This window comes from Spirosoma flavus (genome assembly GCF_054778555.1).
Window position 1 is genome coordinate 151,089 of record NZ_BAAGZL010000005.1, and the last position, 15,153, is coordinate 166,241.

At 47.3% G+C, this 15,153-nt stretch carries 13 protein-coding genes; 8 read left to right on the forward strand and 5 right to left on the reverse strand.

What is annotated here, in order from left to right; genetic code table 11:
- Positions 1-63: 63 nt before the first annotated feature.
- From ACYVF1_RS24405 to ACYVF1_RS24420, 4 genes are all read right to left on the reverse strand, one after another.
- On the reverse strand, positions 64-591 hold the full coding sequence (locus tag ACYVF1_RS24405; protein ID WP_461083833.1) for an AAA family ATPase: 528 nt from the start codon (positions 589-591) through the stop codon (positions 64-66).
- Between the two features lie 160 nt (positions 592-751).
- Entirely contained in the window at positions 752-1,243 is a 492-nt protein-coding gene (locus tag ACYVF1_RS24410; protein WP_461083835.1) for a hypothetical protein, read from the reverse strand.
- A 112-nt stretch (positions 1,244-1,355) separates the two neighbouring features.
- Positions 1,356-1,754, reverse strand: a complete 399-nt coding sequence (locus ACYVF1_RS24415) for a nuclear transport factor 2 family protein (protein WP_461083837.1) — start codon at positions 1,752-1,754, stop codon at positions 1,356-1,358.
- Between the two features lie 192 nt (positions 1,755-1,946).
- On the reverse strand, positions 1,947-3,290 hold the full coding sequence (locus ACYVF1_RS24420) for a hypothetical protein (RefSeq protein ID WP_461083839.1): 1,344 nt from the start codon (positions 3,288-3,290) through the stop codon (positions 1,947-1,949).
- Positions 3,291-3,610: 320 nt separating this feature from the next.
- Between ACYVF1_RS24420 and ACYVF1_RS24425 the strand changes: the two genes are divergently transcribed.
- From ACYVF1_RS24425 to ACYVF1_RS24440, 4 genes are all read left to right on the forward strand, one after another.
- Entirely contained in the window at positions 3,611-4,282 is a 672-nt protein-coding gene (locus ACYVF1_RS24425; RefSeq protein ID WP_461083841.1) for an RNA polymerase sigma factor, read from the forward strand.
- Positions 4,283-4,362: 80 nt separating this feature from the next.
- Positions 4,363-5,373: a FecR family protein gene (locus ACYVF1_RS24430; RefSeq protein WP_461083843.1), complete on the forward strand. Its 1,011-nt coding sequence runs from the start codon at positions 4,363-4,365 to the stop codon at positions 5,371-5,373.
- A 25-nt stretch (positions 5,374-5,398) separates the two neighbouring features.
- Positions 5,399-8,920: a SusC/RagA family TonB-linked outer membrane protein gene (locus tag ACYVF1_RS24435; protein ID WP_461083845.1), complete on the forward strand. Its 3,522-nt coding sequence runs from the start codon at positions 5,399-5,401 to the stop codon at positions 8,918-8,920.
- Positions 8,921-8,961: 41 nt separating this feature from the next.
- Positions 8,962-10,464: a RagB/SusD family nutrient uptake outer membrane protein gene (locus tag ACYVF1_RS24440; RefSeq protein WP_461083847.1), complete on the forward strand. Its 1,503-nt coding sequence runs from the start codon at positions 8,962-8,964 to the stop codon at positions 10,462-10,464.
- Between the two features lie 241 nt (positions 10,465-10,705).
- On the opposite strand, the gene ACYVF1_RS24445 is transcribed toward ACYVF1_RS24440, so the two are convergent.
- Positions 10,706-11,302: a MarR family winged helix-turn-helix transcriptional regulator gene (locus ACYVF1_RS24445; RefSeq protein WP_461083849.1), complete on the reverse strand. Its 597-nt coding sequence runs from the start codon at positions 11,300-11,302 to the stop codon at positions 10,706-10,708.
- A gap of 104 nt (positions 11,303-11,406) precedes the next feature.
- Between ACYVF1_RS24445 and ACYVF1_RS24450 the strand changes: the two genes are divergently transcribed.
- The 4 genes from ACYVF1_RS24450 to ACYVF1_RS24465 all read left to right on the forward strand — a co-directional run bounded on the left by ACYVF1_RS24450 (position 11,407) and on the right by ACYVF1_RS24465 (position 15,053).
- Entirely contained in the window at positions 11,407-11,775 is a 369-nt protein-coding gene (locus ACYVF1_RS24450; RefSeq protein WP_461083851.1) for a VOC family protein, read from the forward strand.
- Between the two features lie 230 nt (positions 11,776-12,005).
- Positions 12,006-13,544 (forward strand): hypothetical protein, encoded by a 1,539-nt coding sequence (locus ACYVF1_RS24455; RefSeq protein ID WP_461083853.1) that lies wholly within the window; start codon positions 12,006-12,008, stop codon positions 13,542-13,544.
- 287 nt (positions 13,545-13,831) lie between these two features.
- Positions 13,832-14,032, forward strand: a complete 201-nt coding sequence (locus tag ACYVF1_RS24460) for a hypothetical protein (RefSeq protein WP_461083855.1) — start codon at positions 13,832-13,834, stop codon at positions 14,030-14,032.
- Between the two features lie 328 nt (positions 14,033-14,360).
- Entirely contained in the window at positions 14,361-15,053 is a 693-nt protein-coding gene (locus tag ACYVF1_RS24465) for a helix-turn-helix transcriptional regulator (RefSeq protein WP_461083857.1), read from the forward strand.
- The last annotated feature ends 100 nt before the right edge of the window (positions 15,054-15,153 follow it).

Here is a 15,153-nt window from a genome sequence, read left to right on the forward strand (position 1 = left end):
GGATTTATGAATCAGTTATTTGGTGGACAACCGTGTCTCAAACTTTGATGAGAAAGCAAGTCGTTAGGTGCAATTGGATACAATTTCGTCCACAACCCGGTCGACCGGCGCCGTCGCATCGATGAACACACCCCGGGTAGGGGTATCTTCTTTGGTGGCATGCAGACGGGCAATGAGCGCCTTTTCCTCGGGCTTGGCCCCCCAATCCGTTGGGTCCCGGGTCACGCGCTCATCGATACGCCTAAGCAACACACCAAGGTCAGGAACATCCAGAATAAAAACACCGTCTAATAAATCAATAAAATCACGGAAATTTCTGGAACCACCGCATAGGAAGGAAATGGGCGTACGGTGATCAGCGATCACCGATTTAACCTTGTTAATATCCCAAAGCCAGTGCTTTTGTCCCCATTCCGGATGATCCAGAGCTCGCTGGTGGTCGAGCTCACTCAGGGGTTTACCCGTCTGGGGGTAGCCTCGATAGGCTAATTCCAGGTCACCGTCGATGACGTGGAAATTGCGTCGTCGCAATTCCTGAGCCACGGTGGTTTTACCAGTACCGGAAACACCTTCGATCAAATAGTTTTTCATACCCATGGTTACCCAATCGCTTGTTTAAATGAAATCGGCTCTGGCAGCGGGCTGCTCCTGATGACCCAGTAACATAGTACCCGAATGATAATTCATCCGCGTCCGCTACAAGGAGGTACTATGATTCCCTGCCGACCGATGAGGCCGAAAAGAAACGATCCTAGTCGAATCGCTGAAAGTACATATACCAGTTCCATTCCCAGGTTTGACCCCCATCGGCGGAAAAGGCCTGTCGCCATATTGGCTTGGCAGGATCGGTTTTATCCCACTCAAATCGGATCCGGATCGGCTGACCGGCATAAGTATCATCCCCCTGAAACAAGCCAATAGGGCCCTGGAATGAGCCCACCATTGGGGCATCTAAATAAGCGCGAAGGCTATCCGCCCAGTGAATACTCCACAGGCGGGTTTGGGGGTTGAAAAGCCGGAGCGCCATCCCCTCAAAAGGCGCATGTCCCACCGTAGTGATAAAGGAATCAATGTTACCTAACCCATGGAGGATCTTGTGCATTTCTCCGGTAGCGCCAAACTCGAACCATTCATGGCTGTTGGCTAGTCGTGTTTTCAGCTTCCGGTTATGGATGATCCACTTACCTACTAAAAAGTCAAAATCAGCAGCGGAAGACGTTTCGGATGGTAGGCTCGTATCCATTGGGGTTGATTCAAGCCCTGCACCGCTGCTTGATGGGGCTAGTGTTGAGTTTTGGCCGATCTCTGACAAGGCTTAATAAATTGAGTTTCGTTGAGATGGAGCAGGTTAAATGTTAACGCCGGAAGGTTGTTGTCACCAGTTCTGTATCCATATATTCATTGATCGCTCGAAGTTTACCGTCTCGAATCCAGCATACCCAGCAATAGCGATTATTATAAACGTTGCCATCAGGGGTTACATTCTCCCCCTCCGCTTCAACCACTACGTAGTCACCATCTGCCATAATACGGGTAGCGGTTGCCCTATAAGGAGGATGTAAGGTAGTCTTGACGGCTCCCCATAGTTCGTTAACCACTGCCTGCTTTCCCCGAAAAGTCTTTGCCCATTGGCCACTCCCCATCCACCTCCATTGCATGTCTTGGTCCATGGCCTCAAAAAAGAGCTGATCATTACCTTTCGACAATTCGGAGAAAATACGCTCCATCAATTGTTTATTTTCAGTAGCGCTCATTATTCATTGGGTAATTGATTAAGGTATATAGCCAAGCGTTTTCCTTTACTTTGCATTGAACTAAGCCAGCTTAACAAAGTAGACAGCAATCTCAAAATACCCTCCCATGTGAGACGAAGGGGTATTCTTTTATCTGTTTCTTTATTGGGGCGTTTTAAAGTCGAAAATTTAAGCGGAGTGCTCTTTGGGGAGTTACGGAGTTGGTTCCGCCCAATCTTCTTCCGTCAGTTCATTGATCAGATAATCCGTCAACTTGATCGTATTTCGTTGCGAGCCCTGACTTTGCGTTTCCGAGAAGGGTACCAAAAGGCCGTTTACGGTTTTGAAATCGGCGTACTGGACGGTAAGGGTTTTGCCTTCCGATGGAACTTCTTCGCCCACCACCCGGTATTTGTTGTCCAGAATAAGTTTTAGCGGAATACCATCTTTCTGATAAACCAGCGCATAACCACCATTTTTTAACGCCTTAACTTCCCCTTTTTGTAAAAAGCTTTGCCGTTGAGTATGCAGCCCCGAAATCCCCGCGTACCGATTGGCTTCCTTATCGCGCATGCGTTCCAGAGTCAAGGGCGTTTTTTTTCCCTGAAGCCACAACCAACCCTGTTTCCCATTCCAGTATTCGGTATACACTAACCGCCCAGATGCCCTTGCTTCGGCTTTGGTACGTGGTTGTTGATAATCCGATTGCGTTACCATCAGAATACCACGCATCTGCGAAATGACTTTCAGATTACGAATGTTATCGATTGCCTTACCGCCGTGCGCTTCGCGGGCTTTTGCGATCAATTCCGAAGCCGTTGGGAGGTTTACTACAGGTTTGTCAGTTGCTTTTTTAGAGTCCTTATCTTCGCTATATTTTGTGTAAATACGTCCATCCATAACCGCAATTTCTTCGCCATCTTTCGTAAAAAAGAAACTATGCGTCTGGGTCTTGCCCGTATTGTATTTCAGTGTGAGTAGCCCATCCTGATAGGCGTATGTTCCAGCGTCTTCGTCCTTGTTCGTGTTTCCTCCTCCGATGTTATCGCCTGCAATCGTCACCGTTCCCGTGCGCGAGTGGCTGAAGTTGCCTTCACCATCAAAATGAATCCGATTCTGGCTAAACGTACCAACATAGGGTGTGTTCGTACCTATGCCACCGGAACTCGTTCCTCCCTTATACTGAAAACTTGACATTGGCAAAGGGCCTTTCATGGATAGCGGTAATAATATAAAGTTCCCGCCCGACAGGTTGCCTTTCGATGTGATTTTATAGCTTCTGTTTTTGCCATCAGTGAATGTTAGCACTACTTTATCTCCGGTTACAGCAAATTTGCTTTTCACCGCTGTTTTCCAGTTTTTGTCTTTCAAATCATTGGTAAATGTGCCATCCTGACGAAAGTAAACAGCGACGTCTCTTCGCTCCATAGCTCCACCCGCCCAAGCGCTGATTTGCAGTTGAATCCCTGCGTAGATACCGTTAATTGAATCAGCTTTGCAGGAAAGAATTAGATTGACTAACAGAATGAATTGCAACCAGATAATGAATCGTTTCATGAGCAGTCTCGTTCGCTAATACATGTCATGGATACTTGTATTAACCCATCTTCAGCAAAAAGCTCACAAAAATTGGCGAATTAACTTATTCGATTTCTGAGAAGGATAGCCGCTATTCCAAGCTTATAATAGCGGACTTGATTGCTTTTGCCGGCCAGAAGCTAAGTTGAATTTAGCCTCATTCATCTGGCTAATCAATGTTGCCCCTGTGTACGTACTGATTGAATTATCTCCCGTTTTCTTATAACTTTAATTATCTCGTTGAGTTATTTCAGCGTGTAGACTGATTAGTTAACTCGCTGGAAACCATAAGTAACAGGATGGAATTGTCTGAAAGGAGAGATACTACTGTTAATGAAGACGAATTATGGAAAACCTTCAAAGAAGGCAGTGAAGCCGCTTTCGAAGAAATTTATACCCGGTATTTCAAAGTTCTATATAACTACGCAAGCAAGTTTACAACCGATAAAAACTTAGTTCAGGACTGCATTCATGATCTCTTCATTGAGATCTGGGAAAAGCGGGAAAACCTTAGTGATACCACCTCCATCAAGTATTATCTGTTTAAAGCCATGCGATATACCATGATCGATCAACTTAAACGCAAACCGTGGTTAGTTGAGAATGGGACAGTTTCTGGCGGATTTGATTTTGTACTACCCTATGAAGCCCATCTTATTGCTGAACAGTTAAGCGATGAACAAAATGCACGTATCCTGAAAGCGCTCAATACGTTGACGCAACGGCAAAAGGAAGCAATCTTTTTGAAATTCTACAACAATTTGTCGTACGAAGAAATAGCGTCGATTATGTCGATGAATATTGACTCGTCCTACAATCTGATTTCCAAAGCGTTAAGAGTTTTACGGAAGAACATAACCCCCATAAGCTTGGTGCTGCTTTTATGTGATTTTAGTAGCTATAGCATGTCTTTTTTGTTCATTTTCAGCCAGACTAATCTATTTATCTGCTTGAATAATCCTGTTTTTTAAAAATATTTTCATTTTATCGATGAGATCGGCGTCAGTTTCCAGATTAGAGTAAAATCACGCTCAATCCGAAACTGAATCGAATGCATATCGATGATTACTCAGCCGGAGATTTTGCCCTGGACCCTCGTTTTCAGGAATGGGTTCAGAAGCCAGATTCCGAAAATGAACGCTTCTGGCAGAATTGGCTTGCTCAGCATCCTGAAAAACAAGGACTTATAGCCGAGGCCAGGCAACTCGTTTTACACCTAAACTTCCGCGAAAATTTACCAACGCCAGCCGAGCAAGCCGCCGTCTGGAACCGGATCAACGCAACTCGTCAGCAAAATCATCCAGACCAAACCGTTGTTCGCCCGCTTTGGTCCTCCCGTCAATGGGTACGCTGGGCAGCGGTTCTGACCGGAATTGCCTTTTTGGGTAGTATGCTGTATTTCCTGAATCAGCGTACAACTCCTGAGTACCACACAGCTTATGGCCAAACCCAGACTATCATTCTACCCGATGGATCTGAAGTTATTCTGAACGCCCATTCGAATCTCAAACTGGCCACAAACTGGCAGGATGGGAAAACACGGGAAGTCTGGCTCACCGGCGAAGCTTTTTTCAAGGTGGTCAAAAAAACAGTGCCGACGCGCTTCGTTGTTCATACCGATAATCTGAATGTGGAGGTATTGGGCACGCAATTCAACGTAGCAAGCCGGAAAGGAGCAACGCAAGTCGTGTTGAATTCCGGGAAAGTCAAGCTGGATGTGGGCAAGGGTACGTACCAGAAAAGCATTGTCATGGTGCCCGGTGACCTGGTTGAAATTTCAGGCGAACGGAAAAAACTCACGAAACGGTCAGTGAAACCGGAGCGCTATAACGACTGGACAAATCAACAATGGATTCTCGATAATACGTCCCTCAGTGAGGTTACCGCTCGGCTGGAAGCTACGTTCGGCCTGCGTGTTACGTTCGTCGATCCCGACATCGCGCAGGAACGCATGACCGGCGTTGTGCCGTCCGAAAATCTGGACGATTTAATCGACGCACTGTCTACAACCAATGGCCTGAAAATAACCCGTCAGGAAAATCAGCTTTATATCAGTCGCTAATACTTGTTCCTTACCCGATTCGTTTATGAAAAACCGTTTCCACTGTACCGTTTTCAGGCTATGCCTGTGCCTCATCTTATTTAGTAAACAGAATACGCTTTTTGCACAAGCGATTACGTTTGCTCAACGATCTGATACGCCCAGAACAAATCCGATATTAACACAGCCAGCCTCCGCTACGCAGTTGTTAAAAGACGTACTGAAAGAGCTGGAAAACCGATTTGGGGTTCGCTTTACGTACAACGAAAAAACAGTGGAAGGGCTTCGCGTATCGACACCTGATGGTTCTAAAACGGATGTCAACCGCTTGCTGAACGATTTATTAAAACCGGTCGGGCTGACGTATAAACGCTATAAAAAGCCCAATACGATTTATTTTATCTTTTCGGTAAATGAATCGTCTACCACGCGAAAAAGCGAGCCCAGCTCAGCAATTGAAGCCTTTACCGGTTCTCTCTCAGAGCAATCAGAATCGCTTCCCAGGCCGACCATTACACAAACGCCAGCAATTACAAATGCCATTAATCAACCGGTAGAGTTTACCGTCAAAGGCGTTGTTCGTAGTGAAACAAATGAGGGTTTACCGGGCGTGAGCGTCCTGCAGAAAGGAACTACACATGGTACCGTTACGGATACGGACGGGCGATTTTCACTGACAGTGCCTGATGGAAACACTACGTTGGTTTTCTCGTACATTGGCTACGTTCGGCAGGAAGTTATCCTGAAAAATCGCTCAACGCTGGAGATCGCTCTTGTGCCAGATACCAAAGCGCTCGACGAGGTGGTCGTAGTTGGGTACGGAACCCAGAAAAAAAGTGAGGTAACTAGCGCCATTACCAGCGTAAAAGCCGCCGAACTTCTGCAAACACCCGCATCCAACTTAGCGCAAGGCTTACAGGGCTTGGTCGCGGGTTTGCAGGTTACTCAAAGTAATGCCGCGCCGGGCGGTGCCATCAGTATGCGGATTCGGGGCACAAATTCCATCAATGGTTCGTCTGAACCACTTTACATCATCGATGGTGTTCAGGTTCAGAATACTTCGCAAAACATCCCGATCAATACCAACGGCGGGCGTCAGATTGTGGGCGGGAATGCCAATGAGGTCAGTCCGCTGTCGAACCTGAATCCCAATGATATTGAGTCGGTGGAAGTGTTAAAAGATGCTTCAGCAGCCGCAATCTACGGTTCTCAGGCCGCCAATGGCGTTGTTATTATTACCACCAAACGAGGGAAGAGCGGTAAGACCAAAATCAGTTATGAGTCCTATTATGGTCAGCAGCAGGTAACGAAAACCATTCCGGTTCTGAATGGAACGCAGTTTGCCGAACTGGAAAATGAAGTGTATAAAAATCCGAATCGGTTTCCTAGACCCGACTCAATCGGTGTAGGCACAAACTGGCAGGACCAGATTTTTCGAAAAGCGGTGATTCAAAATCATCAGCTAACCGTTTCGGGCGGTAATGAAAAGACCCAATTGCTGGTTTCGTTTAACTATTTCAATCAGGATGGTATTGTTATCAATTCGTCGTTTGACCGGTATTCGCTACGTCTGAATCTGGATCATCAGGCGACGAACTGGTTGAAAATCGGTACCAGTACGTTATTCTCAAAGTCGATCAACCAGCGGATTCCCACCGGCTCGGTAGACACCGATGGTGGAGGATTACTCAATTCGCTGGTGGGCTTGGCTTTGGCAACACCGCCGGTTTTGCGGGCTTATGACGATGCGGGGCAAGTGCTCAATTTCGACCGGCAGTTGCGCGGCTTGTATCTGGACTTACGCCACCCGCTTCAGTTTACCAAAATCCTGGATCAGCAACACACCAATACGTTTGTTCCGAACGTCTACTTCGATTTCAGCCTCTTGAAGGGCTTAAAATACCGAGCGAATTTCAACGCGGTGATTACGGGCAGTTTGCTGGATTATTACTTCCCGATTGCGGCATCGACCATCACGGATATTTCGACCAATGGCGGTGGCGGTGGGTTTGCCATGAAGCAGAACCAGAATTACAACCGCATGATGCACGAAAGTATTCTGAGCTACGACCACGTTTTCAAGACAAATCACACGCTACGTGCCATAGCCGGGTACAGTTACATCGCCAATAACAGCAATTACAATTATTCGACCGGACAACGATTTGCGTCGGACGCTACGTCGAACGAAAATATCGGATTGGCGCAGGTACGGGATTCACGTAGCAGTCGCTCCAAAGATGAGCTCGTGTCGTTCTTTGGCCGACTTTCCTACAATTTCAAAGGAAAATATTTTATCGACTTCAATGCCCGGGTAGACGGTTCATCCAAATTTGGACGTAACAACAAATACGCGCTTTTTCCGGCCATTTCCGGAGCCTGGAACGTAACAGAAGAAAGTTTCCTGCAGAATAATTCCTTCATTTCCAACCTGAAAATACGGGCTAGTGCCGGTCAAACGGGTAATCAGGGGGCCATTGGCGCCTATCAATCGCTGGCCACTGTAGGCTTAGGCCGGGATTATATTTTCAACGGCGTAAATGTCACCGGAACGCAGCCAACTGGCGTAGCCAATCCAGATTTACGGTGGGAAAAAAGCACGCAGGTAAACGTAGGCTTTGATCTGGATCTATTGAAAAATAAGATTTCGCTGGTGATGGATATTTATTCCAAACGTACCGAAGATCTGATTTTTGCGCGAAATCTGCCGCTCTCGTCGGGTTATTCAACGGTGTTTGGAAACTTTGCTTCCCTCCAAAACAAAGGATTGGAAATTGCTCTGAAAGCTCGCCCAATCACAACTGAAAAATTGAAATGGGACGTATCGGCCAACATTTCCTTCAGCCGGAATAAGGTCACCAAGTTGCAGGACGATCTGCAAAAATTCGATGTAAATTTTTATAACTCGCTGGTTGTCGGTCAGCCGATTGGTTTGTTCAGAACCTACGTATTTAACGGAATTTACCAGAACAGCGAAACCATCCTGGAAGGCTCGGGCTCGCGCCTTGGAGGGGTAAAAGTGAAAGATGTAAACGGGGATGGTCGAATTAACGACAGCGATCTGGTACTGACCAATTCGGCACCGAACTTTACCTATGGTTTTTCGAGTAATCTGAGGTTCCAAAGCTTTTATTTGACAGCGTTATTTTCGGGTGTTCAGGGCAGTAAAATACTGAACATGGCGGCCTACCAGCTGGAAAATCCGCTGGGAATGCGGAATGTGCTCAGTGGTCTCACCAATCGCTGGACACCCCAGAATCCGAGTCAGGAATACGTACACGCAGGGACCAACCTGGCCCAGCGCATTCCGCTAACGGATCGGTACATCGAAGACGGTTCTTTTTTGCGGGCCAGAAATATCACGCTTGGCTACCAGCTTCCCCAGATCAAAGGTATCACTACCGCCAAAGTGTACATCAGCGGTAACAACCTCTTCACCGTAACGCGGTACACAGGTTTTGACCCGGAAGTTAATTCGTTTGGCGGCTCCAATACGTTGGTGGGCGTCGACAACATCGTGTATCCCGTTTCCAAATCCTGGTTAGTGGGTTTGCAGGTTGAATTCTGATAATCAAAAATTTAGACTACCTCTATTAATTCAGATAGGTGATGAAGAACTATAGAAAATTGGTACCCTTTACGCTGTTCGGCCTCTTAATAACGGCATTAACGGGCTGCGCGCTGGAAGAAACCCCCTTCTCCCAGATTTACACCGACAATTATTACAAAAATGCCGCCGAGGTCGAATCCGCTCAGGTTGCCATGTACGGCAGTTTTTACGATTTATACGGCGGTCATTATCCGCTTCTGGCCGAAACCGCCAGTGACCTCATGTTTCCGCGTAACGTAGTAGGCCGGGCATCTATTACGTTATACACCTACGAGCCAACCTATTCGGTACAGACCGGATTTGCGCGGGTGTTTGAGTCGCCCATTCAACTCTGGCAATCGGCGTATCAGTGCATTGAAAAAGCAAACTGGCTGCTTGAAAAAGCACCTAATACCGAAATGGATACGGTACGTCGCCGGGAGGTAATTGGCGAAGCGTATTTTTTACGGGCATTGATGCACTGGACATTAGCGAAAAATTTCGGCGAAATTCCTCTCAAAGTTAACCCAACCAATACCATTGAGCGAGCCATTAACGCGAAAGCACCACTCTCCGAAATTTATACCCAGATTTACGATGATCTGACGAAAGCAACGGCTGCTTTACCCAACTATTCGGCAGGTTTAGTACCGGGACGGGCCTGTAAACAGGCGGCTATTTTATTACACGCCAAAGCTGCGCTTTATGGCGAGAACTGGGCGTTAGCGTTGGCGAAGTCAAAAGAGCTGATCGATTCAGGGAAGTTAACTCTGCTGCCCAACGTAGTGGATGTGTATGATGTTACTAAAAAAGCGCAGGCTCGTCCGGAAAACATCTTTGCGGCTGAATCGAACGGGCTGGTAACGCCCAATAAGTATACGGCTGTTGCCTGGCAGGTGGCTCCCCAAACGGGCGTTGGTGTCTATTCAAACGGGGCGTCTGGCGGTTTTTACATGTATAGGTCTTTTTACAAGTCTTTCAATCCAATCGATAAACGGCGTTTGCTGCTGGATACCAGTTTTGTTTCCAGTTCAGGAACCATCGTCCGGCAGAATGCAATCGATACGCGGCTCCTTGCTAAAGATAGTCTGGTGGTGCTCGGTAAATTTAAAGATCCAAAATCGGTTGGGGCAGCGAACAGCAACAATATGCCGGTTTTGCGCTACGCCGACGCGTTCCTGATTGCGGCCGAAGCAGAAGCCAGACTGAATGGTGGAACAGCAGCCGCGTATGAGTTTATCAACGTAATTCGCCGACGGGCCGGCATTCCGATTTTAACGCCTGGATTGAGCAAAGATGGTTTTATTGATGCCGTCCTTCGGGAACGGGCCTGGGAGTTTTTTGGGGAAGGTGATCGGTGGTACGACTTGACGCGTACGGGCAAGTTTTTGACCGAGATTCCAAAAGTGAAAAATGCCGATTACCCCGAACGAAAACCGCTGCCCAAACACAAATATTTCCCAATCCCACAAGTCGAAATCAATGCCAATCCCAAGCTTTTGCAAAATCCCGATTGGCAATAGCGTATGCTATTAGTTGAGTTGGACGGCAATTAAATCAATAGGTTACCATTGTTAATCAGAAGTTCTCACAACAAGCTCCTACGTGAGAGGATGGGATTGTTAATCAATAGGTGATCGGGTAAATCAAGTCGACAAAGGGATGACTTAGACCAAGTGCTCGGTCAGATCGTACCTGCCATAGTGATATGAGTACTGGTTACTATTAGAGCTAAGCACTCAGGAAGACGTAATCTTCCTTCTATTATTTCATTTTAGCTTCTAACCATTGCTGAGCCAAGGAAGCCTCTACCGGTTGTAACAGGTTAATGACCAAATCGAGTTGTTCTTCAGCTAGTTCCCCAAAGCACAGCTGGTTCACTTGGTTCAATTTCTGGTAGCAGGCTTCCAATTGGCTTTGCCCTTTGCTAGTGATCGTTAACCGTTTGGTCCGCTTGTCAAGCGCATCGCCTTCTTCTTGGATTAGACCCGATTTCTTGAGCCGGTCGAGTATCAGTAAGCCGGAGGATAGCTCATTAAAATGAGCCGAAATCACATCGGTCTTCTTGGGATTGGTCATATGAGCAACCGAACTCAGATACAAAAACTCATCGAAGCTCTTCAGGCCGCATTCTTTAAAAGCAGCCAGCGCATGAAGTGTATGCAACTTAGAAATCCGACCAATTACTTTGATCAGCAAGCTAGCCTTGTCAGGGGGGAGGGGGGATTGCCAAAAGGAAGCTAAACTATCTTTTGGCTGCTGGCTCGCTAAGTAAGCCTGGCAGAACTGGGCTAAATCCGATTTGGGATTTTCTTGTTCATAGCTCGCCCAAAGATTGAGCAGTTCAACGGCCTTATTCATATAAATCATATTTGATGTAAATGTAAAATATAAAATATCATTTATGTGGTATATAATCATTAATGATGTACTTTTGCAAATTAAACATCATAAATGATATAATTATGGATGCATTACGAGTGAAAGGGTTGACGGGGGTGATCATGTCCTCACCTGAGCCAGAACGGCTGGCAACATTTTATCGTGAAGTATTAGGTATTCCGCTAGCGTTGAACCGGCATGGCAATACGCCTGAACATTGGGAATGCGACTACAAGGGGATTCATTATGCGGTGCTGAAACAAAGAGGGAATACGCAAGCGAACGTTAATACGGTCCTGTCCTTTGAGGTGGATGACATTGATCGCTTTGTATCAACTCACAGCATTACCTTAATTCATCCCATCGTGGATTTAGGGGAAGGGGCTTTTATTGCCAGCTTCAAGGATCCTGACGGTAACATCCTGCGCTTTTGGATGACTAAGAACCAGTAAGCATAAGCAAGTAGTGCTGCCGGACCCTATGCCTGCAGGGGATTAGTTCCAAAGTACAAAGGTCATTAAAGACGGGGTAGTGCTGCCAGCAGCATAGGCTCCCAATCAGTGGATCGAATGCTATCCGTTGACCGTTCGCTCAAAACTACCCTGAATTACCCCGTAAAGTTCTTGCTTCTTAAATGCTTGATGTGTCAATTGCTTACATGATCAACCTATCAAGTTTATCGATGGACAAGCTACTTTTTTTATGCGCTCTACTGGTAGCGCCAAGCCTGATTACCCCCCTAAGCGCTCAGGGAAATAAAACCAATCTGCTAATGGGTATTGGCAATGATGTAACCTATGGTAGTTTCAATACAACGTATGGATTCCTGGATAATTTGCCCGGCATTCCCAATAGGCCTGATTATCCGTACGGCTACGGAAATACGTTTATGGGGGCCAACTCAGGCAACAGCACCAGAGGCTCCGAAAACACAGCCGTTGGCCTGAATGCAGGAGGCTGGTTCATCAATGGCTCCAAAAATGTGTTTATTGGTACCAATGCAGCCTCCTACTGGGCCAGTTCCGATGTCAGTTCTACCAACCCGGGTAGGACCCTGACAGGCAACAGCTTTTTAGGTTACCAGGCGGGTAATTTCAATCGGGCCGATTATAATGTGTTTATTGGCTATGAATCGGGTTATACCAATGTGACGGGTATTCATAATGTATTTGTGGGTTCAGGCACAGGCTATGCCAATACGGGGGGCGACAATGCGTTTCTGGGCTATCAAGCTGGTCAGAATAACTCCACCGGTACGGATAATACCTTTGTAGGTTCTCTGGCCGGACAAAGCACCACCACGGGCCAGTTCAACTCCTTTGTGGGGAGTTATAGCGGCCAGGCTAACACCACAGGCCGACTCAATACGTTCCTAGGCTACGGCACTGGGTCGAATAATACCACCGGAGGAGTCAACACCTTTCTGGGATCCTCGGCGGGCAGTGCCAACACGACGGGTATCCAAAATACCTATGTCGGTAATCGGGCGGGTGAATCGAGCACGAGCGGCAACAGTAACACGGTCGTAGGGTATCAGGCGGGTAGCAATCTGACCACGGGCAATAATAACATCATTGTTGGGCCCAGGTCGGCAACAGCGCTCACGGCGGGAAGCGATAATGTACTAGTGGGCAATAATACTCAGGTGGCCGGTAGTAATCTGCAGAACGTAGTTGCCATTGGCAGTAATGCCCGGGTTGCCTTAAATAATGCCATTGTGTTGGGAGATCCGACTAATACCAGTATTGCGGTAGGGATTGGCACCGATTCCCCTCAATTCCCCCTGGATGTACGCGGTACGATTCATCTACGTAACAACGGCAAAATTAAATTTGCTCACCTTTCTAACTCCATCCGCCAAGGAGCAACGGATCAATTTCTGACCGTCAACGAGCAGGGTGAAACGGTGCTCGCCAAACATCGGTTGACGATTGATAATGTCAACCAGTGGAGTGATAAAGTATTTTCCGACTCTTATACACTACGCCCATTGACTGGGGTTGCCTCCTATATTCGGGAATATGGCCACTTACCGGGTGTACCCTCGGCGGAAGAGGTGGTAAAGGAAGGGGTAGACCTAGTAAAGATGAACGCTACGTTATTGGAGAAGGTGGAGGAGTTGACGTTGTATAGTATTGAGCAGGAGAAAGCGAATCAGAAACTGAAGGTTGAAATGGCAGAAATGAAAGCCTTGATGAAGCAGTTACTGGAGAAGAAATAATCTAAACTTGATTACCTATAAGAACAGATTGCATCCACATTTTATATTCTCACAAAACCTTCCTGCGTGAGACGCAGGAAGGTTCATTTATGTACGTCAACAACTGGGTAATTAGCTCGCTCAATTACGTAATACAGAGTAACGCAGGTGAGTGACGCCAAACCCCGAGATGACGCTTGGAGAGCCGAGCGTATTGGGGGGGCAACTGCTCGAAGAGCCGAATGGCTGGCCCTAGTAGAACACGGACAATGTCAATCTGCTTATTTGACGTCAATCGTACTGAGGCTATGTCCTTTTATCAGCAATGTCTGGGGGACGAGTTGACCCTAACCAAACTGGGTGTATTACCCATGAAGGACCAGTTTCCCCGAAAAACACAATCGCATGATGAATGGGCAGCCAAAAAGCGGTGCCATCAATATTTTGGCTGCCGACTGGATGGCTCCTCCTGCGCTGGATTCTCAACCGGCAATACGGTTAGTTCCTGATTGTAGATAACTGCCAGGAAATTAAATCGGTATTTGCCAAACTTGCTGAAGGGGCTGACCGGGACACGCGAACGTTTCAACAACTCCATTCGGTACCCTTTGGCAGCTATGGCAATTCACGAATAGGTTCGACGTTAGCTGGGTTTTCAAAGCCGACGAATCGAAAGGGCCAGTCAATAGTTTCAGATTTGCAGCCTCAAGTTCTGATTGTCACGTAATGGCTCCAACCAGAGACGGTTATTCCGTCACTCACATTGACATTTTGTGTATCTAATAACGATGCAACTTCTTTAATCATTTCAGCCTTCCACTCAGTTAATAAGCACATATGGCTGATGAAGAACCAACACGACTAGCCCGACTGGTTGCAATTCAAACCCTCTTACAGACCAAGCAATTGATAACCGCATCCGAGCTGGCTAACCGCTTTTCGGTCAGCGTGCGCACCATCTACCGGGACATGAAAACCCTTGAAAGCGCCGGAGTGCCAATTCTGACCCAGGAAGGCAGGGGCTATTCGTTGGTCGAAGGATACCGATTGCCACCGGTTTCGTTCACCCAGACGGAAGCCAATGCGCTCATTACAGTAGAACACCTCATCCAAACTCAACCCGATTCATCGCTGATCGAGGCCTATCAGCAGGCCCTTGCCAAGCTCAAGGCTGTACTGCGTGGCTCCACCCAGGAGAAGGCCAACTGGCTGGCCTCGCGCCTGAAAGTGTATGCCCATGCCCAATCCAGCAGCCGTTATCTAGCTACCTTGCAAAACGCGCTGACCAGTTTTCAACGAGTACAGGTCGTGTACCGGGCGGCATCTGGCGAACTGACCCACCGGGTTTTAGAACCGTTCGCCCTGCTGATGAGCACCCAGGAAAACTGGCTCTTAGTAGGCTGGTGTAGATTACGAGGTGCCTATCGCATCTTTCGGCTTGACCGCATCGAGCAGTTGGACGTGCTGTCCGAAACGTTTACCCCCCATCCGCTCACCTTGAAGCAATATTTCGATATGCTGGGTGAATAAAAGCGACCACCCCTGACATACCCTTGTCAGCGAGCCCACCTAGCTTTGCGCTGGGCACCCGCGGTGGCGCTGCCTTTCACTCAACTTTTTAAACGAAAAA

Excerpts from the sequence above, each read along its gene's own strand:
- ACYVF1_RS24450 (WP_461083851.1), top strand. The coding sequence starts at position 11,407 with ATGGATGCATTACGAGTGAAAGGGTTGACGGGGGTGATCATGTCCTCA.
- ACYVF1_RS24445 (WP_461083849.1), bottom strand. The coding sequence starts at position 11,302 with ATGAATAAGGCCGTTGAACTGCTCAATCTTTGGGCGAGCTATGAACAA.
- ACYVF1_RS24435 (WP_461083845.1), top strand. The coding sequence starts at position 5,399 with ATGAAAAACCGTTTCCACTGTACCGTTTTCAGGCTATGCCTGTGCCTC.
- ACYVF1_RS24415 (WP_461083837.1), bottom strand. The coding sequence starts at position 1,754 with ATGAGCGCTACTGAAAATAAACAATTGATGGAGCGTATTTTCTCCGAA.
- ACYVF1_RS24440 (WP_461083847.1), top strand. The coding sequence starts at position 8,962 with ATGAAGAACTATAGAAAATTGGTACCCTTTACGCTGTTCGGCCTCTTA.
- ACYVF1_RS24430 (WP_461083843.1), top strand. The coding sequence starts at position 4,363 with ATGCATATCGATGATTACTCAGCCGGAGATTTTGCCCTGGACCCTCGT.
- ACYVF1_RS24425 (WP_461083841.1), top strand. The coding sequence starts at position 3,611 with ATGGAATTGTCTGAAAGGAGAGATACTACTGTTAATGAAGACGAATTA.
- ACYVF1_RS24460 (WP_461083855.1), top strand. The coding sequence starts at position 13,832 with ATGTCCTTTTATCAGCAATGTCTGGGGGACGAGTTGACCCTAACCAAA.
- ACYVF1_RS24465 (WP_461083857.1), top strand. The coding sequence starts at position 14,361 with ATGGCTGATGAAGAACCAACACGACTAGCCCGACTGGTTGCAATTCAA.
- ACYVF1_RS24420 (WP_461083839.1), bottom strand. The coding sequence starts at position 3,290 with ATGAAACGATTCATTATCTGGTTGCAATTCATTCTGTTAGTCAATCTA.
- ACYVF1_RS24455 (WP_461083853.1), top strand. The coding sequence starts at position 12,006 with ATGGACAAGCTACTTTTTTTATGCGCTCTACTGGTAGCGCCAAGCCTG.
- ACYVF1_RS24410 (WP_461083835.1), bottom strand. The coding sequence starts at position 1,243 with ATGGATACGAGCCTACCATCCGAAACGTCTTCCGCTGCTGATTTTGAC.
- ACYVF1_RS24405 (WP_461083833.1), bottom strand. The coding sequence starts at position 591 with ATGAAAAACTATTTGATCGAAGGTGTTTCCGGTACTGGTAAAACCACC.